The sequence below is a fragment of the Haladaptatus sp. DYF46 genome, assembly GCF_021083305.1.
Taxonomy (GTDB): Archaea; Halobacteriota; Halobacteria; order Halobacteriales; family Haladaptataceae; genus Haladaptatus.
Genome location: NZ_JAJFAY010000011.1, coordinates 66,773 through 90,130, shown reverse-complemented (window position 1 = coordinate 90,130; position 23,358 = coordinate 66,773). Strand labels below are relative to the sequence as shown.

The 23,358-nt window shown below is 53.6% G+C and carries 22 protein-coding genes; 9 read left to right on the top strand and 13 right to left on the bottom strand.

Annotated features, from left to right (window positions below; all coding sequences use genetic code 11):
* Nucleotides 1-29: 29 nt before the first annotated feature.
* Both LJF34_RS27010 and LJF34_RS27005 read left to right on the top strand, forming a co-directional pair.
* Nucleotides 30-980: an alpha/beta hydrolase gene (locus LJF34_RS27010; protein WP_231189528.1), complete on the top strand. Its 951-nt coding sequence runs from the start codon at nucleotides 30-32 to the stop codon at nucleotides 978-980.
* Nucleotides 981-1,016: 36 nt separating this feature from the next.
* Entirely contained in the window at nucleotides 1,017-1,343 is a 327-nt protein-coding gene (locus tag LJF34_RS27005) for an antibiotic biosynthesis monooxygenase family protein (RefSeq protein ID WP_231189525.1), read from the top strand.
* A 155-nt stretch (nucleotides 1,344-1,498) separates the two neighbouring features.
* Here LJF34_RS27005 and LJF34_RS27000 read toward each other — a convergent pair whose 3' ends face one another.
* The 6 genes from LJF34_RS27000 to LJF34_RS26975 all read right to left on the bottom strand — a co-directional run bounded on the left by LJF34_RS27000 (nucleotide 1,499) and on the right by LJF34_RS26975 (nucleotide 10,902).
* Complete coding sequence (locus LJF34_RS27000) at nucleotides 1,499-5,320, bottom strand: type IV secretion system DNA-binding domain-containing protein (RefSeq protein ID WP_231189522.1); 3,822 nt, start codon at nucleotides 5,318-5,320, stop codon at nucleotides 1,499-1,501.
* Complete coding sequence (locus tag LJF34_RS26995) at nucleotides 5,317-5,583, bottom strand: hypothetical protein (protein WP_231189519.1); 267 nt, start codon at nucleotides 5,581-5,583, stop codon at nucleotides 5,317-5,319. Before LJF34_RS26995 ends, LJF34_RS27000 begins: the two co-directional genes overlap by 4 nt.
* Entirely contained in the window at nucleotides 5,583-8,624 is a 3,042-nt protein-coding gene (locus LJF34_RS26990; protein WP_231189517.1) for a hypothetical protein, read from the bottom strand. Before LJF34_RS26990 ends, LJF34_RS26995 begins: the two co-directional genes overlap by 1 nt.
* Before the next feature lie 12 nt (nucleotides 8,625-8,636).
* A complete protein-coding gene (locus tag LJF34_RS26985; protein WP_231189514.1) occupies nucleotides 8,637-9,011 on the bottom strand; it encodes a hypothetical protein in 375 nt (124 codons plus the stop codon).
* Complete coding sequence (locus LJF34_RS26980) at nucleotides 9,011-10,402, bottom strand: hypothetical protein (RefSeq protein WP_231189510.1); 1,392 nt, start codon at nucleotides 10,400-10,402, stop codon at nucleotides 9,011-9,013. The genes LJF34_RS26985 and LJF34_RS26980 overlap by 1 nt, the downstream gene beginning before the upstream one ends.
* A gap of 107 nt (nucleotides 10,403-10,509) precedes the next feature.
* Nucleotides 10,510-10,902 carry a hypothetical protein gene (locus LJF34_RS26975; protein WP_231189507.1) on the bottom strand — a complete coding sequence of 131 codons (393 nt, stop codon included), beginning with the start codon at nucleotides 10,900-10,902 and terminating at the stop codon, nucleotides 10,510-10,512.
* Nucleotides 10,903-11,024: 122 nt separating this feature from the next.
* Here LJF34_RS26975 and LJF34_RS26970 point away from each other — a divergent pair, with 122 nt between their 5' ends.
* On the top strand, nucleotides 11,025-11,198 hold the full coding sequence (locus LJF34_RS26970; protein WP_231189503.1) for a hypothetical protein: 174 nt from the start codon (nucleotides 11,025-11,027) through the stop codon (nucleotides 11,196-11,198).
* Between the two features lie 69 nt (nucleotides 11,199-11,267).
* Complete coding sequence (locus LJF34_RS26965; protein ID WP_231189501.1) at nucleotides 11,268-11,510, top strand: hypothetical protein; 243 nt, start codon at nucleotides 11,268-11,270, stop codon at nucleotides 11,508-11,510.
* Nucleotides 11,511-11,542: 32 nt separating this feature from the next.
* Here the strand turns inward: LJF34_RS26965 and LJF34_RS26960 are convergent, their stop codons facing one another.
* The gene (locus LJF34_RS26960; RefSeq protein WP_231189500.1) at nucleotides 11,543-12,271 is read right to left on the bottom strand and encodes a hypothetical protein; all 729 of its coding nucleotides are present in this window, start codon (nucleotides 12,269-12,271) and stop codon (nucleotides 11,543-11,545) included.
* A gap of 42 nt (nucleotides 12,272-12,313) precedes the next feature.
* Here LJF34_RS26960 and LJF34_RS26955 point away from each other — a divergent pair, with 42 nt between their 5' ends.
* The 3 genes from LJF34_RS26955 (at nucleotide 12,314) to LJF34_RS26945 (ending at nucleotide 14,210) form a co-directional block, all read left to right on the top strand.
* Nucleotides 12,314-12,742 carry a hypothetical protein gene (locus LJF34_RS26955; protein ID WP_231189498.1) on the top strand — a complete coding sequence of 143 codons (429 nt, stop codon included), beginning with the start codon at nucleotides 12,314-12,316 and terminating at the stop codon, nucleotides 12,740-12,742.
* A 725-nt stretch (nucleotides 12,743-13,467) separates the two neighbouring features.
* Nucleotides 13,468-13,728: an AbrB/MazE/SpoVT family DNA-binding domain-containing protein gene (locus LJF34_RS26950; protein ID WP_231189629.1), complete on the top strand. Its 261-nt coding sequence runs from the start codon at nucleotides 13,468-13,470 to the stop codon at nucleotides 13,726-13,728.
* Complete coding sequence (locus LJF34_RS26945; RefSeq protein WP_231189495.1) at nucleotides 13,725-14,210, top strand: nucleotide-binding protein; 486 nt, start codon at nucleotides 13,725-13,727, stop codon at nucleotides 14,208-14,210. The genes LJF34_RS26950 and LJF34_RS26945 overlap by 4 nt, the downstream gene beginning before the upstream one ends.
* A gap of 548 nt (nucleotides 14,211-14,758) precedes the next feature.
* Here the strand turns inward: LJF34_RS26945 and LJF34_RS26940 are convergent.
* The 3 genes from LJF34_RS26940 to LJF34_RS26925 all read right to left on the bottom strand — a co-directional run bounded on the left by LJF34_RS26940 (nucleotide 14,759) and on the right by LJF34_RS26925 (nucleotide 18,443).
* Nucleotides 14,759-15,655, bottom strand: coding sequence for a mechanosensitive ion channel family protein (locus tag LJF34_RS26940; protein ID WP_231189492.1), 897 nt, complete (start codon nucleotides 15,653-15,655; stop codon nucleotides 14,759-14,761).
* Nucleotides 15,656-16,883: 1,228 nt separating this feature from the next.
* A complete protein-coding gene (locus LJF34_RS26930; protein WP_231189489.1) occupies nucleotides 16,884-17,282 on the bottom strand; it encodes a hypothetical protein in 399 nt (132 codons plus the stop codon).
* 174 nt (nucleotides 17,283-17,456) lie between these two features.
* Nucleotides 17,457-18,443 (bottom strand): alpha-ketoacid dehydrogenase subunit beta, encoded by a 987-nt coding sequence (locus tag LJF34_RS26925; protein WP_231189486.1) that lies wholly within the window; start codon nucleotides 18,441-18,443, stop codon nucleotides 17,457-17,459.
* Nucleotides 18,444-18,578: 135 nt separating this feature from the next.
* On the opposite strand from LJF34_RS26925, the gene pdhA reads away from it, so the two are divergent.
* The gene (gene pdhA, locus LJF34_RS26920; protein WP_231189484.1) at nucleotides 18,579-19,667 is read left to right on the top strand and encodes a pyruvate dehydrogenase (acetyl-transferring) E1 component subunit alpha; all 1,089 of its coding nucleotides are present in this window, start codon (nucleotides 18,579-18,581) and stop codon (nucleotides 19,665-19,667) included.
* A gap of 1,264 nt (nucleotides 19,668-20,931) precedes the next feature.
* Entirely contained in the window at nucleotides 20,932-21,621 is a 690-nt protein-coding gene (locus tag LJF34_RS26915; protein WP_231189481.1) for a bacterio-opsin activator domain-containing protein, read from the top strand.
* A gap of 221 nt (nucleotides 21,622-21,842) precedes the next feature.
* Here LJF34_RS26915 and LJF34_RS26910 read toward each other — a convergent pair whose 3' ends face one another.
* From LJF34_RS26910 to LJF34_RS29355, 3 genes are read right to left on the bottom strand one after another with little or no spacing between them, the layout of a single operon-like run.
* Nucleotides 21,843-22,214: a tautomerase family protein gene (locus LJF34_RS26910; RefSeq protein ID WP_231189467.1), complete on the bottom strand. Its 372-nt coding sequence runs from the start codon at nucleotides 22,212-22,214 to the stop codon at nucleotides 21,843-21,845.
* Between the two features lie 6 nt (nucleotides 22,215-22,220).
* Nucleotides 22,221-22,511 carry an acyl-CoA dehydrogenase family protein gene (locus LJF34_RS26905; RefSeq protein WP_231189465.1) on the bottom strand — a complete coding sequence of 97 codons (291 nt, stop codon included), beginning with the start codon at nucleotides 22,509-22,511 and terminating at the stop codon, nucleotides 22,221-22,223.
* The gene (locus LJF34_RS29355; protein ID WP_231189626.1) at nucleotides 22,436-23,287 is read right to left on the bottom strand and encodes an acyl-CoA dehydrogenase family protein; all 852 of its coding nucleotides are present in this window, start codon (nucleotides 23,285-23,287) and stop codon (nucleotides 22,436-22,438) included. Before LJF34_RS29355 ends, LJF34_RS26905 begins: the two co-directional genes overlap by 76 nt.
* Nucleotides 23,288-23,358 lie beyond the last annotated feature (71 nt).

The window sequence follows — 23,358 nt, the reverse complement described above, 5'->3', positions numbered from 1 at the left end:
ATGACGCCTAACAAACAACCACTCTACAGATGACCAACAATTTGCATAACGTGGCCGCGGCGGAGGAACCGCATCCCGAAATAACCGGCTTTCTCCAGCAGATGGGGGCTGCACCAATACCGACCCTCTCGTCGTTGTCACCAGAGGGGGCTCGGCAATTTAGTACGCAGATGTTCCCGACAGCTGATGATCCCGAACCAGTGGAGGAGGTTATGGAGCTGTCTATCACTGACGAGGGAATCCCAATTCGCGTGTATGTCCCAGCGGAAGAGGGTCCATATCCGACGTTAGTGTATCTGCATGGCGGTGGCTGGGTAATTGGAGATACTGCCATGTATGATGCGACCTGTAGAGCGATAACGAACGCAGCTAACTGCATGGTCGTGTCTGTCGACTATCGGCTTGCACCCGAACACAAATTCCCGATTCCGCTCGAAGACTGTTATACCGCTGCCGAATGGGTATTCGATACGGCGGAGATGATGCAGGTGGACACGGATAATGTCGCTATCGGCGGTGACAGTGCTGGAGGGAACATGGCGGCAGCCGTTGCACAGATGGCTCGCGACCGTGACGGTCCTTCGTTCGCTCGCCAGGTACTCATCTACCCCGTCACCGACCACGAATTCGATACGCCCTCTTACGAGGAGAACGCTGAAGGCTACCTGCTCACCAAAGCCGACATGGAATGGTTTTGGGATCATTATCTTCGCGACGATATCGACGGCCAGCATTCATACGCCTCGCCACTCAAGGCGCAAGACTTGCAGGAACTGCCGCCAACCACGATCGTCACCTGTGGATTCGACCCATTACGCGACGAGGGAGCCGCATATGCTGGTCAACTTGAGGCAGCTGGTGTCGATGTCAATCATATCCACTACGAGGACGCCATCCATGGAATCGCTCAGCTGCTGGTTGAGCCCATGGCCCTGACACGGGCACGCGACCTCATCAACGACGTCGGTGAAGATCTCTAGGCCCCTTTTTAATTATTGTTAACAACTAAGTCAAACATGACCGAAATCGTCGAATCAACAGACAAATTCACGCTGGTTATACTGTTCAAGACCGTTCCAGAGCACCAACAGAAGCTCATCGACACGGTCGCAGAGGAGACACGAGAATGGATCCGTGAATTACCGGGATTCGTTTCTTCCAATCTTCATAAAAGCGCTGATGGGACACGAGTTGTCAATTACGGACAATGGGAGTCAGCGGAAGCATGGGAGGAATTCAACGATGATCCAAGAACTGATCGACTCCGCGAACGAATCGATGACGTCGAAGGTGTGGAATTAATTGAAGCGAATAATTATATCGTTGATGATGTTTTTCAATGAACTATGGGTATCATAATCCCCACGTCACGTCGTTCCAGAGTACGCCTCCTAGTGGAACTCGATCTCTGACTAGACACTTCCTACAGGCAATATATGACAACAACTTGGGCGAAATCGCACAAAAACTCTGGATTGCTCCGGTAATCACTAGGGTTTCAATTAAACACATTTGAAAGGTCGTCTTCGAGGAAGCCGTCTCCGTCGGCATCGTCACGGGTCTGTTCGCTCTCGTCCTGCTCAGCACAGTCGTCTGTATCGCCACCGCTGTCGCTCCCACGGGCGTCTCGGTTGTTGTCGGTTGCTTGCTCGTCGTCAGTTGGCAAATCCGTCAGTGGCGTCTGTATGTTGCCCTCGTACAGTCGGATGTCCATTGGTGTCTCTGTCTCCGGCGGGACGACGATCACGTCCCACTCCACCTCACTCGGATCACCGTCCATCTCGTACTCAGGAATCACCGGTGGCTTGACGTTCCGCTCGCCACCCTCTGGGTAGGCACTCGCGTCGGTGAAGATGGCGGCTGCCGTCTCAAAGCGGGCATGCACGGTACCGTCACCGTCGCGGAGAATGTACTCACCGGTCTGCTCGTCGTACACCCAGACGTTCTCTCGGCCACCGGGCCGCGTGATCGTTTCGCCATCGATAGTGAGCGTCTGTGTCCCCGTGTAGAACCGCCGTTCGCCATCTGCCGGGTGACTGCTCCGACAACAGAACGGATCGTTGGCAACCGTATCATACACGTCTTCAGCTACGTCTTCACGGGCGAAGAACAAGCACCGATGGCCTGCGTTGTGTGCCTGGGCGAGATTTCGTACTGTCTGTGAGGGTTGGGTACTCCCGGTTGTATGCTCGCTTTCGATGTACGCGTTACTCGTCCCGGCTAAGCGATTCAACAGCGCATGGTCCTCTCGATAGCCGTTTACTGTGTCGGCTATTGTCTCAGGATCGTCGTCTGGCCCAATCGAGAGCACATCATCAAGGCGAGCAAGACCATCCGGCATTGCGTTGCCGGTTTGCTCGGGAATCTCGAAGATAAAGCCGAGTTGGGTCATTGGGATGTAAGCGTCGGCCATCGGGGCCCAATGCTCGGCCTTCCCGTCGTTCTCCGAATCGCCAAGATTCAAGAATCCAGTATCGAGCGGCTTGACCTGCATTTCGTCCTCCACCTCGCGCCGGTCAATGTACGGATCGGGAATTTCCTGCAAGACTTTGCGCCATGCTTTCCCCGCATCACTCACGGTCGTGTCCGGCAGGTAGTCGTCCAGTCGGTCCACACACTCCGCAACAGCCACCCAGCCACCGGGATTACCGTGGCGGATCGTCTCGTCGTAGACGGCTTTCAGCGCCTGATTGCGCCATGCCTTTTCGCTGAGATCGCTCGCGGCCGCTGTTGGTTCTGCATCCTGCTGCTCGCCGGTGTAGAAGTGCGAGACTTCCTGCTGTTCTTCCGGGGTGAGTTGGGTTGTTCCGTACTCGGCAAGCGACGTCCGTTTCAGTGCGCCCAACTCAGCGTCAGTTCGTCCGGGTTGGCCGGTCTGTTCAGTGCGGACTTCGCCGACCGGCGGGAACGCGCGCACCTTGTAGGAGTGGGTGAGTTGGTCGTTGTCGTCGAGCGTCCGCATGAAGAACGTGTACGGACTCATGTTCATCAGGTCCTCCCACTCGATATCCCGCGAATGCTGCTTCGCAATGAGACGAGCGTCCTCGTCCCCACCGGGGTTGTAGGAGATGAACGTTTTACACTGGTTCGCAATTGCCTTCTCTACCTTCGTCGGCAACTGATTTGATGGGTTCTGACACGCGAGCGTCAGGCAGAAGTCGAACGCACGGGCTTCCGAGAGGATCTTGTGGATGTTGGACTCTTCGGTGACGATGGAGTCGAACTCGTCACAGATCACGTAGAATGGCGGATTGTCGTCGGCTTCCCGAATCGCGACCCATGCCCGACGAATGAGCGCCGTCGCGAACAGTCGCTTTTCGGTCTCCCCGCTGCTCGGGTCGTTGCGAACGACAACAATCTTCCCGTTCTCGACGGCCTCCTGAATCGACACCGTACTATCTGGGTTGCTAATCAGGTTCCGCACGGCGTCGTTCTCAATCCACTGGCTGAACCGTCCGGCGAGCGGTTCAAGGTCGCTATCCTCTTTATCGGCAATGCGTTTGGCCGACTCGCGGATGAAGTGAATGCGTTCTTCGTCCATCCAGTTGTGGAACTTATCGAGGTTGTCGCTATCGGCGACACAGCACGCCAGATCGAGGAGCGTACAGTCTCGCCCGGATTTCGCCATCCCACGGATCAGCGTCCGTGTGACTCGATTCATCAATGCCCCCCAATAGTTATCGTCACCGCCTGCCTGTGCAGCAATCGCCACCACGTCGTCGGCGAGCGCTTCGACAGCGCTTGCGAACGCGCGACTGTCCGGCGGGGCATTGCTCGGGACTTCCATGAAGTTGAACGTTACTTGCTCGTCGTACTCGTCGGTGAGGTCGACAAACACCAAGTCGTCCTCGCGATCTTCAGGCACCTCGCGAAGGAACTCGTCGGCGTCTTTCCCTTTGGGATCGAAGATGAGACAGCCATGGCCGCGATTCATGATCTGGCTGGCTTGATTCACTAAGAAGGTGGTTTTGCCCATCCCGGTTCCGCCGCCGACAAATTGGTGAATATTCAGGATCTCGGGAGTCACGCCCGCCTCGATTCCATTCTTCTTGCCGCGTCCGTACCAGTATGGCCGGGCCGGGTCGTCCTCCGAGAGCATGGCGAGTTGGATTGCACCCGGATCACTGGTGGCGCGTTCGAGGTCGTGAGCGTCATAGTCGAACCGCGGGGTCCGGGGCGGAATGCCACGCCCGGATTTGCTCATCGTGTACTCGATCTCTTGGGTGTTGAGATCGGTCGGGACGTGACAAATCCCGGTGAGCGTGTCGGTCGCGAACGTGATTCCTTGGTTGGTACCGGTCCACTCTCGGCTTGCCATCGACTCCAAGAAGCCATTCAACTGCTTTTGTTTGAAGAACTTCGGGGTGAAGCCTTGCTCGTAGCTGGAGTCGTAGAATTTCCGGTACATCCCAGCGGTCTCCTCGACGCGACTGACAGCTTCCTCCTCGCTATCAGAGACGGCAACCACCCGAATATCGACGTGATAGCCTTTCTTCCCCCGTTGGCTCGCGACGACGTTTGCGGCTTTCGAGTTGCTGGCTTCCTCGCGATACTTGGTGAAGTTCTCCTGTTCGTCCGCGTCCACGCCTTCGAGTTGCCCCCCACTCATCGCTGAGGCCGTTTCCCTCAGGACCGCGCCCGCGTCGAAGCCGCTTTTGGACTCTTTGAGCCGTCGCACGGTCTTGCCGATACCGTGATACCAGTTGCGACGGTCCCATGTCGCGTTTGAAATCGCGGGCTTGATCATGATCTGGACCATCACGTCCGCGTTCGGACGGTGCGGTGCGCCGACCATCTCTGAGGTGATCGAGTCATAGGGGTCTGTCTCGAAGTGGTCGGGATCGAGCTTGAAGTGCTTGATCGGGAGGAACGAATCGTCTTGGCGGAGCTTGAGGCGCGCGGCCGCGACGTACTGTCCGGTGGCCATATCCAAGAATTCAGGCTCGATCTCGACAATGTCCGAATCGCCGTAGTAGGTCTTGAGTTGGCGATCTAAGCGGTCGTGCATTCCCTCGTCACCCGGCGCGAATCGATACTGCAAGATTTCCTCGTCGTCATCGTAGACCAATTCGAACGCACTGCCGGGCGTCACATTCTGCTTGCGAACCCGCCCGTCGAGCTGCACGTCATGGAGCGAACTGAGTAGCTGCATTCCACGTTGAAGCCCGCCTTCGTCCTTGTACGGGCGAATCCCGATGAGTGCCGATTGCTCACACGCATGGTCGTAGAGGTCGGTCACGAGGTCATCATCAACCTGCCGAACGGCGGGACTGCCTTCGCCGCGCACGTTCTCGTACACGCTTTCGAAAAAGCCCGTCATGCGACCACCTCTTGATAGCGCTCGCTCGCATACTGGCCGAGTCGGAGTGCGTTGATCACGAGCATGACGACGGCAAAGTGGGCTGCCAAGAGACAAGTGAGTACCAAGAGATCGCTCACAAACCCGCTGCCGAAGCTGGTCAGTGTAAACGCAAACTGCTCGGGGAGCGACACGCCGAACACTTCGACAACGGGGGCGAGCGGACTGGCAAGCAACAAGTTTCCGAGCAGCGAGAGTCCCCACGTGGCGATGGTTTGGGGCATTAGGACCACCTCCAATCCCACTGCTCGTCACTCTCGGCACAGTACTCCTCCAAAAAGCCCTGCAAATCAGAGCTATCGTTGGCCGCGTCGTACTCGTACAACGCGAACTCACGCGGGTTCATCTCGTCGGTCATCACCACACGGAGCGGGTAGCTGCCCTTCTGATCGATGTCAAGCAGGGCGTCCGACCAGCCTTTCCCCGCCTCTCCGGGATCGGCGTCCTGAATGTACTCCACTGCTTGCTCACTCAGCCCAATCTCGCGCCCGCGTTCGTCGTTCATCTCCTTGAGGTAGTGGTAGATTTGGCGCGATTGGTTCTGGAAAATCACCTCGGCGCTCTCGGTTAGTGTCTCGGTCTGGCTGCCGCCATCGCCGCTGGTTTCGGCGAAGAACTCCGAGACCGACTGGGTGAACAATCCAATTGAGAGGTCGTAGTGGCGACTGTGACGGTGGGCCTGCTTCAATGACTCCAGATTGGCGGAGTTTTTGAGCATGTAACTCGCCTCGTCGATCAACATCATCAGCGGCTCCGGCGAGGTCTTGGCCTGCTCGTACATCTCTTTCAACAACAATTCCATCATCAGGCCCCCACGCTGTTGCTCGTTCTCGTAGCGTTGGAGGTCGAGGTAGATCGTGTCGGCGTCGTCAAAGCTGATGTTCGATTGCTTGGTCAACTGGCCGTACTCGTCGTTGAACGCCTCAATATCGTTGTTCACAATATCGATAGCCGTCTGTTGGCGGTCGTTGACTGCTTCGTCCGACTCCCGAATTTCCTTATCAACATAGGTTTCGGGGTCCGTGACCATGGCTTTCAGCACGTCGATCACGTCGGCCAGCGTCGGACTCGCATTGCTGTGCGTCGTCGGGTCCTTGGTGATTCCCGCCCGCTTGTACGCGGCCTTGATCGCCTTCTGCCACGTCCCTTTTTTCTCCTCGAAGCCGCTCAGCCCTTCAATGTGGTAGTAGTTCCCGACAAAGCCGATTGTCTGGGTGACAGCGTCGTTGTACGGCGTGTGCTTGCCGATCTTCTGCAAACGGTCAGTGGGTGTCGGCTCGATGCGCATCGGATTGATGGGCGTGTCCCCGCCGACGATGATGTGCTGGCCGTCGAATGCCTCGCACAAGCCGGTGAACTCTTGGAGTGGATCGATCATCACCAGCTTCATGTCGGGGTGTTTTGTCTTCTGGCGGAACGCGATTTGCTTGCCCGTCGTGGTTTTTCCTGACCCGATATTCCCGTAGATGCCGAAGTTGTACCCGGTCTGGCAATCGTACCAGTCGAGAATCGTTGGCTCGCCCGTGTGAGCGTGTTCGCCGATCTCGATACCGCCGGGTTCCTCGACGTTCTGGGTACTCCACGGGAAGAGACTCGCTAAGCCCATCCCGAGCATTTTCACGGGTTGGTAGGCCGATTTCGGGACAGTCGGGGCGGACATTCGATAGCCCGCTTCGTGATTGAATTTCATCCGCTTGGCCGAGACTCGTTCATCCTGTAAGCGGGCCCGAATCTGGCTGATCGCCGTTTGGAGTGTGTCAGTGTCCGGTGCCCGAACGGTGATATACGTCTGGGTGTCGAACAAGCCGTAGTCGCTTGCTTCGAGTGCATCGAGGGTTGCGCTCACCTCGCTGAGTTTCCGCTCGTACTTGCTGCCGAACGGATTCCATTTGGAATTCAGCGCGTCCTCGGCTTTCTTGGTCAAGGCGTCCTGGGCGTCGGCCAGTTCGCGGCGGGCTTTCTGCTCGTCTACCCCCTCGATAGAGGTCGAAACGACGACTTCGACGCCCGGTAGGCCGTAATTCAGCACGTTTTCAAGCGCGCCGTAGGCGGGTTGACCGGGCCACTCACGCAATGCGAGTGTCGTCGAATACAAGTCGTCGTCAATTTGCACGTAGTCGGGATTGCTCCGGTCGAACACTTCGGGGGCAAGGACACTGCGGAAGTGTTCGGCGGTCGCCTCTTCCCCGGATACGAGGTCTGCGACCGCATTCGCATTCACGGCCGCGGTGTCGAACTCCCAGTCTCCGACCTCGCCCGGCGTATCAGCGTCGGGGACGGATGGTGACCGTCGCGACCGTCCGCGGGCGGGTCGCTGGACTGCGCCGCCGTCGGCTTCGATGGGCTGGCGACTCTCGTCATTGTTGAGCGCGGTAACGTGCTGGTAGGTCATCTCGTGTTCGGGGTCTTCGAGCGTGCCCGGTGTGGGTGCGCCGCGAAGGGCGGTCGTCCACTCGTCGCGTGCGCCCACGTTGTCCGCTCGATAGTAGTCCGCGGCGACCTGTGCGAGGTCGAACGAACTCACTGGATGGGCTGACAGCCCTTCGATCTGGCCGAGCGCCGTTGCCAACTCCTCGACGCGCCGTCGCAACGTATCCAGCAATTGGTTCGTGAGATCGGCGCTTCCCGCTCGCTCGTGAAGTTCTTTCTTCTCGATCAACTCCCCAAGGCCGGGCACGTTACCAAGGCCACCCTCCTCGCTCGTCGTATCTAGTACCCCTTCACCGGGACGAACCTTCGCGAGCATGTAGTATTCACGCGAAAGCGTGGTCTGTTGGTAGAGATCGACCACGGCAGCACGCTCTTCCCACACGTCCGCCCGCACCTGTTCTGCGAACGAGAGATCGTCCTGCTGGCGGCGAACGCTGAGTTCGGCGTCCTTGTAGCGTTCTTGACGGTCATCGTAATTCACCGTCCGCATTGGACTGTACCACTGCGCTTCATACGACACTGTGGTCGCGAGCGTATCGGCGAGCGAGCGCACACGCTTTTCCCACGTGCCGATGTCGGCGAGCGCCATGTTCGCGGGCTCGATCTTCACGCCGCCGATGAGCGCGCCCGACTCATCCACAAGTGCGGGATCTCCCCGGAATGGGTAGTTGAGGCTGACCAACTCTTGGGTGCGGTCGTCGCTCTCGTCGGGCACGCCCGGCAAGCGATTCAACAGCGGTTTGCGAGCGAGCCGGGCGGGGAGACTATCGTTCTGCGGTTGGTTGAACAGGCGGTCGTCCGTGTCCGAATCGTCGGAATCAGTGTTGTCAAACATTGGTTTGGAGGATTACGAGTCGTCGTCTGCATCGGTTGCTGAGCGATACTCCGGGGGTTGGTAGCCGAGGACGGGCGTCTGGATGTCGCGGTCGTGCAACAGCACGTGCTGGCGGGTGTAGTGGCGAATGATAATCGAGAGGTACTCGACCGGCCCCATATGGTCCGGCGTCGCGAGCACGCCGATAGTCGTCACGAATGCACACAGAATGAGAACGACCCACCCGAGAGTGGCGGGCCAGCCCGACAGCACGAACTTGACAATGAAGTACAGCACGAGCGAGGGCATGTACAGCTTCGCGAGGTCGAATTTGTCGTAGCCGTACAGATCTGCACTCGCCGAATACTCCGACAGCACGAGCTGTACCTCATCGTTACGGCGGGCCATTAGTCATCACCTCCCGTGCGACTGAGCCGGTAGTGTGGCTTGGCTTCGTACGAATCGGCCGACCGCGACCGACCGGACGATTGCTCGCGCGCATGGCGGGTTCGAACGACGTGCTTTCGGGCGCGAGTGCGGAAGCGTTGGTCGCTGGAGTGAGTCGCGTCGTGTAGTGCACGAATGCGCTCGGCTGTCTGCGTGTCGTCTGTTCGACTCGACCGATTCATACGATCGGCCAGCAGGTTGGCTTGTTCCCCTGTGATACCTCCGTCGGCAGCGACAGCGCGATCTTCTGGGGTCGTCGTGCTGGAGTTGGAGGTGAGTGAGATGCCGTCGTCGTCTTCGTCTCGGAAGCGGTCGTAGCGCTCATGGAAGGAATCGGCCCTGGATGCTGCCGCTCCGCCGACTGCAGCGGCGCTCGTCGTGACCGACGCGGGGAATTTGAAGAATCCGTACGAGATGACGAAAGGAAGGCCAAGTGCGATGGCAAAGATCGCAAGGGTTAGGAAAAACCCGACAATGCCACCGATGCCGAAACTCCACTCTAATTCGTAGGCAACCCGGAGGAGAACGGCGACGGGAAGTGAAACCCAGACAAGCCCGAACCATTGCCAGAACAGCATACTGCCCAACATTCTGAGACGGCGATGGGGAGCCGCATACGCGGTGAGGAGGATGATCGGCATCATGATCGGGGCGAACAGTAACACCAACTGCCGAAAGCCGTACACGAGTGCAAGAATCAGTGCCTCTGTTGTGCTGGTGAGGTAAAGTGCGAGAATACCAATAGCGGGTCCAGCACTGAGTTTAAGCACGCCGCCTAATGAACTGGTGAGTTCTTTCGGTTTGGGTGCGAATGCCCATGCAACAGAATTTGCGAAATGCTGCATGAGGTTCGTGAAATCGTAGGCAAGACCAACGACGATAACCGCCATCCCAAGACGGCCAAGCCAGCGTGTGATTCGTCCCCGACTGAACATCGTGCTGGCACTCATCGCAGCAGCGCTCATCATCACGAACATGCCGAGGAACAACACGATTGCGGGAAAGATGTACTCGCCGTATACCTCCTTGTGAAGGGTTGTAAACGGCTCATTCGTGGGAACGCCGTTATTTCCCATATGTGCGTAGGGGGTCCCAACCCACAGTGACATAGACGCGCGCAGTGCCCACCGGAATCCGCCGCCGATTTTCTCTTTAAGGAAGTCAACGGTCTCTTTGGCCCATTCTCTCGGACCGATGCCAAGACCGAACCCTCCACCACCACCGCCGGTACTGCTGTTATTCGAGCCAGCCCAGTGCCCCCATCCGTCACCGGGGCTGTAGCCATTATCATCACCGGCCGAACCGTTGGTTGTTGAGTTATTCGTCTGTGTCTGTGCGGCGACCGGACTCACGATGCCTGTCGCTCCAACGACCGAGGTAACGACAAGCAGAGCGACAAGGGTCCGAATCACCAAACGGGAGTGTGTCATAAAATTGAATTTCGTCAAGTGGTCGGGGGCTATCCGAGGATGTTCCCGCAGGAACTGCTCGCTTCCACGGGTGAGAACCCAAGCGCGAAGTTCGCGAACGCCAACCCGATCACGATCATCGCGACACCAACGAAGAAGCCACCAATGGCAACGTTCGCTAGTTTCGAGGTACCTTTGACGGGGACGGCTTTCAGCACGACTGCAGCGAGCAGCATGGCGACGAGAAATGCGATTGCAAGGCCACCGATGCCCGTTTGCACGGCAGCGGCGAACTGACCGCCTTGGGTATTGCAGAAGTCCTGCGCGGCGGCGGTCCCTATCATCAATGTGCTACCGCTCCCTGCGACAAGAAGCGGGGCGAGGCGGCGTGAGAGGGCAGTTATGAACGATTCTTGATTCAGGAGGACGTGTGAGTCAGTCATGGTTTTGGATTGTCTATTATATGCTTTTAGACACATTGTCTTTTTCGACGACTTTACACAAATAATTATAACGTCACGATAGACTTAAGTTTAACGGGTATAAACATAGGAGAGAATTCAACATGGCTCGACCAAGTGTCGAAATTCCGTACCACATCATCGGTGGCGTCAAAGACTACGCAGAAAAACACGACCTCAGCCGCGACGAGGCCCACGCAAAGCTCTTGCGTGAAGGATTAGTCGCAGATGGAATTTTTAACGGAGATATTTCGGATGATTCAGATACGACAGACTAACGATCTTGGCAGTGTTGTCCGAGAAATTAAGAGAACACGGCTCGAACGGGCAAGTACGAGGTAAAAACAATGGGACTCCGCGCACGGCTCGATGCAAAGACGGCTACCTTTATCGGGGTAGTAACACTCGTCTGTGCGGTCTTTTTAATCAAGGATTGGGGAATCATCTCATCGATTTTCCTCGCGATTGCTGGTGGATACATGGTGACACGAAAACCCCAGCACTTCACTGGCATTAGTGTCATTACAACCATGATTCTCTATGGAATCCTTGTGTTCATCTCTATCGTATTCGCCCCCGTCAGCGGCTAATACCCGCTAATTCTTTGACCGAAATAGCAATCTCAGGCGACCGACCGGCCATTCACGGAGATATTCTTCGCGACGTCCGGCCAGCCCCGAAACAAACTGCTATGCGTCCCATGCCACCCCTTCGTTTGAACCGAAAACCCGTCTACTGTACACTTTCCAACCTCATCAGACACGACCAACGCAAGCTGTGGTTGGTTGAAGATCTCGACCGACACGTTCTGAATGGTCGCGTTCTGCACGCCATGGAGGACTGTGAGGCTCCACCCTGTGGGTTGCCGTTGAATGATGCGCGTATTCCTGACTGTACAGGTGCCGTCGTCGATGCGGATGGGTCGCTGCTCGTGGTAGAACTCCTCGCCGAACGCCTGATCGATAATCACTTTACATCCGATAATTTTCGAATTCTCGCCACCGATACGGATATTCGACGCTTGTGAGTTCGCTGCGATACAGTTGATCACTTCGACAGTGCCATCCCCTTTGTCTGGATGGCCCCCAATCACGTAGATGCCATTATCAGGCCATCCGCCACACATGACCTCCTCTAAGCGAAGCGTCCCTTGCGTGCGCGGATGCATCGTGATTCCCGATGTCGCCCACGAGCGACCGGCATACGGACCACCGTCGTACGTATCGCGGGAGTTGATCGTCTTTTGGTAGGTCTTCCCACCAAATCGAATGTCGAGTCGCCGACCGAGAATCGCTGCCTCTTCGGTTACTGGATCGAGGCGGAAGGCTCCCTGACACCCGAGCGAATGCATCCCCCGTTGCCGAACATTTTGGACGATAGAGGTTCCGGCTGTATGGTGATTGAGGATTTGGATACCTTCGTTTTTCCCGCGCCAATCGAACACGAATCCACCGAAAACGAATTTGCCGCGGTGCGGATTGTCAGGCACGCCGATTTTGAAGTGTTGGGCGGGGCCGTGAAACTCGCCCTTCGTTACGTCGAAGCCGTCAATCGCCTCGACGATCCCGTGTTTCATCACGGCGTTATTCCCGATAATCCCCATATCTTTGTTCCCAGCACGCCGGATCTGGGAATTCATCTTGTACGTTCCCTGTGGGAAGAACAACAGCGTCTCGTCTCGAAGCTCTCGCTGAATAAGCGGGGAGACGTCCTCTTTGCCGGTCGGGTCGGCGCCAGCGTCTTTGACCATGTTGACAACGCGGGTGAACTCTCCCGAATACTGGCTGGGATCGAGGGCGCTTCCAACGCCGACTTGACTTGAGTTCGTGCTATTGGAGTTGTTGCCGGATGACGGAACACTTCCACCGCCGCCGCCCATGGACATGCCACAGCCTGCGAGACTCGTACTGAGACCGAGTGCGGTCGTTGCTTTGAGGTACGTTCGTCTGTTCATATGCAAATAATACCTCGTTAATTCATCTACCCTATAATTGCAATTCAACTAGGATAAAGGTTGGGACTACACTCGGGGATCAATGGCCGCGAGCGAGCGATACAGCGGCTATTGGTCAAGAATCAGTCGGTGGCTGAGAGATGGATGACAGCAACCTACTTCCCCTCGCTCGTACAAGCGGGAGAGAGTAGGTTGGAACTCCCTGATGGCGTAGAGGGAACGCTCTCACGTCGGTCAGTCCCACAGGGAAGTAATGCGTGGTCTCATGAGCAAAACTGACCAACGTGAGTGCGGATCGACACTGTGGCGTACGTGCCACAGATGCCCATTAATTTTCTCCCGTATATACCTTATCATTAAGCAAATTCTCGAATATAAGAGAATGGGATACTGTCCGAATCATAGACGAGGTATACTGGGAACGAGTCCCCACACACGGCCAGTCGCCACACATACTTGCCGTCCTGTTCTGTATCCCTCAGAAAGGGCTTTAGCGATTGCGTCATTCAGATCCGTATCACTGTATGAGTCAAACATCGGGATCTTTACTTCAGAGTAAGAGGTTAGAGGTTGAACACATATGTGTGACCAGCATGCTAACAGTGAGTCAGAAAGGACAAGTAACGATTCCGATCGAGGTTCGGGATCGCCTTGGGATACACCCAAGTGATGAGGCCAGATTCGAAGAGACAGATCACGGGTACGTCCTCCAAAAACAGGTTGCTGAGGAGCGCTTCACAAAGTGGTACGGAACGATCAGCAGCTACCAGCCAATGGCCAAGCGGATGCAGGATCTTCGCGGTCGTCCACTCACCGATGAGAACACATCGTCGGACGGAGACTCCGACGTGTGAAGGCCGTTGTCGACTCCTCGACTCTCTTCGCCGATCTGTATGAGGACGATCCCCATTCGGAAGCGGCACGAAACGCCCTCCGAGCAGCGTATCAGAAGGGATCGTTGGTCATCAACAGCGTCGTGTATGCTGAGCTCGCCGGCGATGATGGATTCACAACGCGAGAGGACGTCGATGCATTTCTCTCAGACACTGGTATCGACGTTGAACAGCCCTCACGAGCAGCACTGACTGCTGCTGGTGACGCATTCACCACCTATCTCTCACGCCGAGGTGCCGGGCTTCAGTGCCCAGAATGTGGGAACCAGACAGAGATGTCGTGTCCGTCGTGTGGGCGTTCGCTTGCACCACGTCAGCCCCTTTCACCTGATTTCCTGATCGGCGCACACGCTGCCGTCGACGCTGGCAGGATCATTACATTTGATGCAGGCTTCTATCGGAGCTATTTCGACGTGACAGTCCAGCCAGAGCGAAACGATTGAAGAATATATGTGGCCTATCGTCGCTCTCTTCTGCCGGCCTATACCACTTATAACTTGACCAGCTACCGAACGGCATCACAATTCGCGGTGATGTGTTCCTCGACCAACAGTGGTTTGCTCAGCAGCGGCGCAAATTATGGGTAGAGATACGTTGATAGTCCTCGCTGTCCGTCTCGTCGGCAACGCGGTCGGCAACCTGCTCAACCCAGTACAGGACAGTATGTTTCGACCGCTGAATCAGAGGATCGTCGTTTCGAAGACCAATCTCCCGAACATACCGATTGATCGTTGCCTCGACCTCGACTGACAATCATGTCTCGCGTTGCTTCCCGCCTTGGTAATCCCGGTCGTGTCCTTGCCGTTGCTCGGCTCGCAAATTCGAAATTCGAGCCCTCGATGGAAGAGTGAGCTCATAGCCGTTAGTACTGATTATCGGCACAGAGTCCGGGGAACAGGAGACTCCCCCAAATCTCTGGATTTGTAAAGTGAGTAGTTCGCCAAGTGGTGACCGCCTGTCAGAGTGTGAATCAATTGATGGTGAGTAGCGATCAGTCGCTGCTACTCAAACCCGCCGACCCATTTATATCGATACTGCCGACGAGCTCAGTATGTGAATACGGCATTTCAATGCTTTCCGCATCGAAACGCTGTTTCACGGCTTTGACGAAGGCTGCACGAACGGGTGCGGCTCCAGTCTCGTTGGGGTCAATCCACACTCGGCCGGTAATCACAACAGACGAGCCGCCAAGATCAGTCACTGGTGCCTGCGGCGCGGGATCTGAGAGGACCCCCTCTATGGAGCGAGCCTCTTCCAAAATGAGCTCTTGGGCACGATCAATATTATCGGTATAGCTGATGCCAAAGTCATATGATACCCGGCGAGTATCATTTGCGACGGGGTTAGTAACGACCGAGCTTGCGAGATCAGAATTTGGGACGGTGATAAGCTCGTTGTCAAAGCTATCGAGTTTGGTCACACGCATTTCTATTTCACGGACAATTCCACTGTTGCCGTTCCATTCAATATAGTCGCCCGTTTTGAACGGCTTATCTTTGAGAATAAAGATCCCAGCAACGAAGTTGGCCAAGAGATCTTGAGCAGCGAAACCGAACGCGAGTGCGAGGGCACCACTAATCGTCGCGAAGGCAGTCAGAACGGCACCGAAACCTGCGATGGTGGCTGCAGTCGTGAGTGCGCCGACGAGGGCGATAATCCCAGCGATACTCGCAGCCAATCCCACGACTGCGGCTGGGAAGTCTCGGGTGTTGAGCCCGCGCCGGGTGAGCTTCACAAGGAATGGTTTCACAATAGCATAGATGATAAGAAATGAGATGACGAATATCAGAAGGGTAACTACGAAATTAAGCAGAGCGCTACCGTATTGATTCATGAATTGCTGTGGGTCAGTTGGAATCGCTTGTAAAGGTAGTTGAGTTATGGACATCTATCTGATGTTCTAACAGGTAGTTTATAAAGATGTCGTGTGAACACTTAGTGTTGTATATTTACTTGAAAGCAATCATTGTCCAGTCAATGCATTAGAGACAGATTTATGTTTAAGTCTACTTTCATTTATTTGATAAATATATATATATATATACTAGAAATAAGGCTAGACTGGAAATTTGACACTTATACCCACGTGACACGCTATCATAAATCGCTAAACACCTATGTGGCTGATGGATGAATACCACATCTATGCAAACCGTTCAAGATTCACAGTCAGACTCACGGATACGAACCACACCGATCGGTAGTGAACCGCTTACTGTTGCGATTATCAGAGCAGTCACTCAGAAGCATGGAATGGAGCCTGTTGTGCCACTTTATGAGGTAATCAATACTGATGCTCTCGAAAGTCTCGCCGAGCACTCAACCGTCGAAATCAGCTTTGAGTATATCGGGTATCAGATTACCATTCAAAATAGTCACACAGTCACTGTTTCTGATCTCTAATGATATAGTTCTCCCAGTTTACTCACCACATCTTTGAGCTGGGGAATCAAGTAGACGCTTGTAGCCCGTTCTACATCGGTGTCAATAGAGAGTGATCCATCTCTGTGGCACTGTGAATGCTAGAGCACAGGTAACGGATGAGGGGGATCTACTTACCTTCACCCTTGTGAGCGAAGGTTTGCAGGCTAGTGATACTTGATCGCTCGATTAAGAGCGTACTCAGGTTGATTAGCCTCGCGGGGAGAGGAGCGGTCACATGAGTATGACTGACCAGCCAGAGGGCGGGGAAACGTCAATCAGTGTCACGCACGCCACCATTCATAATTATCTTCGGTCATTATGGATTTTTCTAGCAAGGGGCCGTCGATAAATCTGACAGAGACGGTATCTTGACGATGGTCAAGACCTACTGAAAATTGCCAAGAAGAACGATTAAAGGTAGAGCACTCTCTATCTTACTGAACGACATAAATCCCTGCAAAGGCTTCGGCCAATGCAAGCTATCTCGTGAGATGGCATGTCCGTTACCCAACGTCAGAGGAAACGATCTGTGATTGCTTTACACGGGTCTTGATACCACTCTCTCCGTCAACGATCCCGTCGTGGTCGATAGTATGTTCAACCCCGGACTTCTCGACACGGATCACGTGCTCGTCTGCATCGTAACCCACCGTAGACACATTCTGTTCAAACCGGTCAATAACTGGCCTGAACTACTCCGGCGGTTCGGTCTCTTTGTTGGCCGGTTCTGTTGCCCCTTCCGGTATGGTTTCACCCTCGTCAACGAATGCTAAGCGTGGTTCGGGAAAGCCATAGCGATGGACGTGGTTGGCTTCAACGCCGTCGTAGAGGTCGTTAGGGTCAGCGTCGTTCCATTCTTCCCAGTAGCCATTGAGGTCCGAGAGGAATGATACGAGCACTAACTGTGAGTCAGCTGGATACCCAGGATTCGTGTCAGCGGTCGTCATCGGGCCCTCGTTCGTAGGAAACTCCCACTCTGCAACCGTCGTCTCTGATGGTCGTGCAATCACTATTCCGACATCGGGATTGTCATCGTCCGTGTCGATTACGCGATCCCCGACCGACAGTCGTGCCGTCCCCATTTCGCTCATAGTGTCGCGTTACGACTGAGAGGCAATAAATCGGAAGGTTGCAATGTTGGTATATGATTCTAATGGACGATGCTCAAAAGATAGTCTCGTCACTCGGTGCTACAAACCACGATATGAGGTCGGTCTTTGTGACACCTTCGCCAACGTTTGGGAGCCTGGTCTAGGCATAGTTATTTAAAAATTGATAGTTTTCTTGATGCTTTCCTTGATACGAGTGGCATTAGGGAGGTAATAGTCCTCCAGTGCGTGGAGCGGGAATGGCGCGTCAAACCCAGTAATACGCTGGATCGGCGCTTTTTGATACATAAGCACTTCCTCTTGAATCGTAGCGATGACTTCGGCACCGATCCCACCTGTTTTGGGCGCTTCGTGAACGATAGCGGCACGTCCAGTTTTCCGAAAGGATTCAACAATAGTCTCTTCATCAAGCGGTGACAGTGTGCGCAAGTCAATAACCTCAACCTCGATACCTTCCTCAGCGAGACTCTCTGCAGCCTCGATCGTCGGGGACGTCATCCCACCCCACGTGAACACGGAGATGTCCGACCCTTCACGGCGAACAGCGGCCTCGCCAAGCGGGACAGTGTAGTTATCTGTTGGAACCTCTTCGCGGAAGGCCCTGTAGATGAGCTTCGGTTCGAGAAAGATAACAGGATCAGGATCGCGGATCGCCGAAGCGAGCAGCCCTTTTGTGTCGTAGGGCGTACTAGGTACGACTACTTTTAGACCGGGCTGGTGGACGAAAAAGGCCTCTGAAGATTCAGAGTGGTGCTCAGGAGCGCGAATGCCACCACCATAGGGCGCGCGAATCACCAGGGGACAGGAGTAGTGCCCACGAGAGCGGGTTCGCAGCCGTGCCGCGTGACTCACGATCTGATCAAACGCAGGGTAGATGAAGCCCATAAATTGTATTTCGGTGATAGGTATCTTCCCATACGCTGCCATGCCGATTGCCGTCCCAATGATACCAGACTCTGCTAACGGCGTGTCAATGACTCGACTGTTACCAAATTCATCGAACAATCCTTTTGTAGCACGAAAAACGCCACCATTTTTTCCGACATCCTCGCCAATCACGAGCACGTCGTCGTCGCGTTGCATCTCTGAGCACAGTCCATCGCGAACTGCCTCTACTATCGTGAAATTTTTTGTTGTACTCATATTCATTCTCCGAGAATCATGATTGTCTCGGGATCCCATACGATCATAGAGATGGATCCTATATAATTATTTTTACTCTTTTCTAATAAAATTTGTGCAGAAGATATATTAGTGAATATAATAATTCAATTAATTATGGCTGTAGGTGCGCAGGAGAGAGACGTAGTTAAGGTTCTCGAAGAAGATGGAAGTATTGTCGATAAAAGTGCTATTTCAGGACTATCGGATGAGTTTCTTCGAGAGATGTACACTAAAATGAAACTAGTCCACAGATATGACAAACGAGCGATTTCTCTCCAACGTCAAGGGCGAATAGGAACATATCCACCACTGCAGGGACACGAAGCTACACAAGTTGCAAGTGTACTTGCTCTTGACGATGGTGACCAATTATTCCCAAGTTATCGTGAAAATGGTGCCATCATCACACAATCTGACAATATCGAGAAAAACCTATTGTTGTGGATGGGTCATGAGATAGGGAACGCATTCTCCAAAAATTCAAATGTGTTTCCCATAGCTAACCCTATTGCAACACAAATACCACATGCGACGGGCTATGCTTGGGCATCGAAACTAAACGGAGATAAAGCGGCTACACTTTGCCACTTTGGAGATGGAGCAACAAGCGAAGGTGACTTTCATGAAGCATTAAATTTTGCTGGAGTATTCGATATTCCAGTGATCTTCCTATGCAATAACAATCAATGGGCGATTTCAACACCGCGAGTTCGACAAACTAAGAGTAGAACCTTGTCCCAGAAAGCTCAAGCATATGGATTGGAAGGTGTTCGTGTTGATGGCATGGATCCACTTGCAGTTTATTCTGTAGTTCGAGACGCAGTCAAAAAGGCGAAGCACCCAGAGAAAAAGGAATTAAGACCAACACTTATTGAGTCAGTTCTTTACAGATTAGGTGCCCATTCTACATCAGATGATCCCAGTGTGTATCGCGACGAAAAACAAACGAAACAATGGAATCAAAAAGAACCTATTAGGCGATTTGAATTATTCCTATTGAAAACTGGTCGACTTACTACAGAGGGGGTTGAAACAATAGAGTCCAAAATCGACCAAAAAATCGAAAATGCTATCGAGAATGCGGAATCATTTGAGTCAGACCCTGAAGAGATGTTTAAATATGTTTATGAGACACTTCCACAGAGAATCGACCAACAGTGTACAACAGTTGCTGATCTCCCACGACCAGAACCTGAAGAATAAATACCACTTCAAGCGACCCGCAATCGGGTGAGTCGACCGGATGAATTGTCTCGTGGACTCATGGTTGGTGGCGGCCATCTGTCCAACCTCAAATGTCATCGACTCAAGTTACTCACTATGGAGAAGACGAGTTCGATGAGATCTACTCGCTCCTGCAGGTGATGCAAGATCATGCTGATGAGCCACTTGCTGATTGAATGGATGTAGTGGCGAGCGGATCGGTTGTTCCAATCGATATGACTGACATTCTACCAGAGGTTGGTCAGTGTTTACATTGGGATAGAGTAAAAATGAGGAGAATAAGGGGCTTGCTGGCGAGGATATGTTTCATGCTTATTGATAGTATCAACCCCTCAGTTACACATCCAGTTATAAAATCAATAGGCGATCACAGGCATCGTTAATCTACACTCGTCTCGAGGTACAGCTCCGCAAGGGGTGCACTCGCGTTGGGAGTGGTAAGTGCAAGGAGCGCGGCGTCGCAAAATCGAACTTTTTGGTCTATACTACAACTATTACCCGGGCGTGGAATTTCGAGTCTTGAATGCATTAGAGCAAGCGACAACGGTTCACCTGCTTGAACAACCAGGTGGGGAACCGTGCTAGAATCTCGCAGCCGGATGATTACAACGGCTATGCGATTTGCTACCTACTTGGCGATGGTGGTGAGGACAGGGCCAGCTCACGTCGTTCGTCTTCGGACACAACATCTCGCTGAGTCAAGGTGATACCCGCCGGTTCAGCGATGATACGCCGATCTTTAGCAGAGATTTCAACCTGTTCGGTACAAGCATACGAAGCTAACGCAGTTGGTTGACCACCCACCATCCACCATTCCACGTCATCTCTACGCCCTACCCTTCCCTTCCGTCAGCTATTTACTATAAAGTAGGAGTGCTGGTTGGGAAGTAATCTGTTCTAAGAGCCAGAGACCATGAGTGTACGACGGTAGTAACAGTGAAAAGAAAGAACACATCAATGTCAATGAGACCGATCTTGCTCCAGATGTAGCCTCCGAACAGGCTGGCCACCACCACTGTGATTACGATAATGCTGATGTCGATACTCAGGTAGCAACTGTGCCCATAAAGAGGCTGTGCCAGCAGCCGCTCTTGGTACCGCCGGTCGAGCGATATCCAACGATAACTTCCCCGGCGAGTCCGGCGACGATGGGCCAACCCATGGAAGATAATTGTTCTAAACTAACCCCAGATTTTTTACATTTGTGGTAACAAATTACTCTCTGTGGCTTTTCTCCTTGGGTATGTCCTCGTCTGACCAGAGTAATGATTCTAATTCGGTTACTGAAATTGTATTCGAATCGACGGGTGAGTCATGTCCCTTGAATAAAATATCGGCCAAGACTAATTGTCGAATTGTGTTAAAGCAGTTACTTCCAGCACAGAACGGCTTCTTCATATATTTCCAAATTTCAGAAGCGAATATCGAAGAGATACACGGACTCATGGAGAACGAGACTGATCTTGAAACACGACTTCTTGCTAACGGAGGTACGTCTGGGATTTTTGAAATCCGCATCGGAGATGGTAGACCGTATTTTGTGCCGCTTATCATCGAATCTGGAGCGTTCTTATCGAAAATGCAGATCAAGAATGGAGAGGGTCACATCGTTGTTCAAGTCCCAGCGGACATCTCTTCCTGCGAGATCGTTGATCTCGTATTGGACTACCATCCGACAATGGATGTTGTTGCTCAACGGCAAAACACCTATCCGATGCCACTATTCTCGCAGAAAGTCTTCCAGAGAGCGGTGTATGAGGAACTCACTGAACGACAGATTGAGGTCCTCCTCACCGCGTATATTAACGGCTATTTTCAGTCTCCTCGTGAAAAATCGAGTAAAGAAATTGCAGCTGAAATGGATATTACGATTCCGACATTCACCTATCATCTCCGTCAGGCCCAACATCAAATATTCAAACTGCTGTTTTAGCCGCGTCTCCAATGACACTATCACTTGGTCGTAGATGCAACTCTAATCCACTCCCATCCTTGTTCTGACGTAACATCGTTGGTCTCATCGGGTGAGAAAAACTGATTGGACTACGCATTGGGTGAGGTGGAAATTCCGGGGGGATATTGCCATTGATGAGGGTAGAAATCGAGGAGTCGGTATTATATTGTTAAAGAGCGTGAATTCCTCTCTCAATCAGATCAGCTCTCAGCTATGAATTGGGACACACCATCCCGGAAAGACCGGTCTTCTTCACTATTTTCAGCGATGGTGATCATCACATTTTCTGGGGAGATCCCCGGATCCTGTTCTAATAATTCCGTCACACGAGCGTAAAACGCCTGTTTGTCTTCGCGATCTTGGCCAGCACGCATTGTCAACTCAAGCACGGCTCGATCCCCGTCTCGATCATGTAACTCGAGGTCCTGCGAAGGGAGTTCTTGAATGAGTTGATAGCGATCACTTGGTGGGAAGTCAAGCGTATCGAGAACAGCCGTGTTGACCGCGTTAGCGACTGTATTTCGATACTCGTCGGACTTGTCTACCAGCACTGAAATTGTAACTAACGGCATACGGAATCACTCTCCGTCCTGCTCGATCACAGCTTTTGCAAGCGTGTCTTTGTGACCCTCATTTGGACCGCCAGCTATCGTCAGGAGTTTCGCATCACGAAGGTAGCGTTCAACGTGATATTCGGTAGTGTATCCGAGACCCCCGTGGAGTTGAACCGCTCTGTTCGCATTGTCGACTGCGGCCTGCGTTGCGTTGATCTTCGCCATGGCGAACTCGCGTGTTACATCGTGGCCCCGATCAGCGCAGTCAGCTGCTCGAAGTGTGAGCAATCGAGCTGTGTCGACACGTTCTGCCATCTCGCCTCCCATCGCACGCCCTGGAAGTCACTGATATGCTGGCTGTATTGTTCTCTTGAACTCGTGTACGAAACTGTGTCTTCGAGCGCAGCACGAGCGATACCAACACCACGGGCAGGGACGTTCACACCGGTGTGGATTTCACCACGTTCGGTGTATCCCTCTCCTTGCTCGCCAATGAGGCGATCAGCAGGGACATGGATGTCTGAAAGTGAAACGCGCGGCGATTTAACGCTGTTCGCACCTAACGTGTCCCAGTCGTTCTCTCTATCGAACTCTTCGGTTGGCACGAGAAACGCGCTAATGTTGTGCGGTGCGGCCTCATCAGGACCAGTTTTCGCGTACGTGAGAACGAAATCCGCGTCGTAGAAGTTCGTCACCCATTGTTTGTGGCCGTTGAGTACCCATCCGTCCCCCTGCCGTTCGGCCGCTGTTTCCATCTCCAATTTGTTGCTCCCGGCGTTGGCTTCGCTTTGCCCGAGCACACCGACTGTCCCGAACGTCGCCATCTTCGGGAGGAATGCGTCACGTTGCTCGTCGGAGCCGAAGCGCTCGATGACTGCCGCGACACCGATATGCAGTCCAAGGGCACTCGCTACGGACATACACGCAGCTGAAAGTTCTTCGATCATCAGCGCGAGTTCGACGAGGCCTTCACCACGTCCGTTGTATTCTTCAGGCAGCGTCAATCCCGCGAGGCGACGATTACCGAGTTCGTCAAGAATTCGGCTGGGATACTCGCCTTGCTGATCTAACCGTTTCACTTCGGGTCGAATTTCGGTTTCTGCAAACTCCCGAACATCGTCTCGAAGCGACCGTTGGGTCTCTTGAACAAGAGTGGCTCCAC

What these genes read in the sequence shown, in the direction of transcription:
- LJF34_RS27010 (WP_231189528.1), top strand. Translation starts at nt 30, where the DNA reads ATGACCAACAATTTGCATAACGTGGCCGCGGCGGAGGAACCGCATCCC.
- LJF34_RS27005 (WP_231189525.1), top strand. Translation starts at nt 1,017, where the DNA reads ATGACCGAAATCGTCGAATCAACAGACAAATTCACGCTGGTTATACTG.
- LJF34_RS27000 (WP_231189522.1), bottom strand. Translation starts at nt 5,320, where the DNA reads ATGACGGGCTTTTTCGAAAGCGTGTACGAGAACGTGCGCGGCGAAGGC.
- LJF34_RS26995 (WP_231189519.1), bottom strand. Translation starts at nt 5,583, where the DNA reads ATGCCCCAAACCATCGCCACGTGGGGACTCTCGCTGCTCGGAAACTTG.
- LJF34_RS26990 (WP_231189517.1), bottom strand. Translation starts at nt 8,624, where the DNA reads ATGTTTGACAACACTGATTCCGACGATTCGGACACGGACGACCGCCTG.
- LJF34_RS26985 (WP_231189514.1), bottom strand. Translation starts at nt 9,011, where the DNA reads ATGGCCCGCCGTAACGATGAGGTACAGCTCGTGCTGTCGGAGTATTCG.
- LJF34_RS26975 (WP_231189507.1), bottom strand. Translation starts at nt 10,902, where the DNA reads ATGACTGACTCACACGTCCTCCTGAATCAAGAATCGTTCATAACTGCC.
- LJF34_RS26970 (WP_231189503.1), top strand. Translation starts at nt 11,025, where the DNA reads ATGGCTCGACCAAGTGTCGAAATTCCGTACCACATCATCGGTGGCGTC.
- LJF34_RS26965 (WP_231189501.1), top strand. Translation starts at nt 11,268, where the DNA reads ATGGGACTCCGCGCACGGCTCGATGCAAAGACGGCTACCTTTATCGGG.
- LJF34_RS26960 (WP_231189500.1), bottom strand. Translation starts at nt 12,271, where the DNA reads ATGCATTCGCTCGGGTGTCAGGGAGCCTTCCGCCTCGATCCAGTAACC.
- LJF34_RS26955 (WP_231189498.1), top strand. Translation starts at nt 12,314, where the DNA reads ATGGTGATTGAGGATTTGGATACCTTCGTTTTTCCCGCGCCAATCGAA.
- LJF34_RS26950 (WP_231189629.1), top strand. Translation starts at nt 13,468, where the DNA reads ATGCTAACAGTGAGTCAGAAAGGACAAGTAACGATTCCGATCGAGGTT.
- LJF34_RS26940 (WP_231189492.1), bottom strand. Translation starts at nt 15,655, where the DNA reads ATGTCCATAACTCAACTACCTTTACAAGCGATTCCAACTGACCCACAG.
- LJF34_RS26930 (WP_231189489.1), bottom strand. Translation starts at nt 17,282, where the DNA reads ATGAGCGAAATGGGGACGGCACGACTGTCGGTCGGGGATCGCGTAATC.
- LJF34_RS26925 (WP_231189486.1), bottom strand. Translation starts at nt 18,443, where the DNA reads ATGAGTACAACAAAAAATTTCACGATAGTAGAGGCAGTTCGCGATGGA.
- pdhA (WP_231189484.1), top strand. Translation starts at nt 18,579, where the DNA reads ATGGCTGTAGGTGCGCAGGAGAGAGACGTAGTTAAGGTTCTCGAAGAA.
- LJF34_RS26915 (WP_231189481.1), top strand. Translation starts at nt 20,932, where the DNA reads ATGTCCTCGTCTGACCAGAGTAATGATTCTAATTCGGTTACTGAAATT.
- LJF34_RS26910 (WP_231189467.1), bottom strand. Translation starts at nt 22,214, where the DNA reads ATGCCGTTAGTTACAATTTCAGTGCTGGTAGACAAGTCCGACGAGTAT.
- LJF34_RS26905 (WP_231189465.1), bottom strand. Translation starts at nt 22,511, where the DNA reads ATGGCAGAACGTGTCGACACAGCTCGATTGCTCACACTTCGAGCAGCT.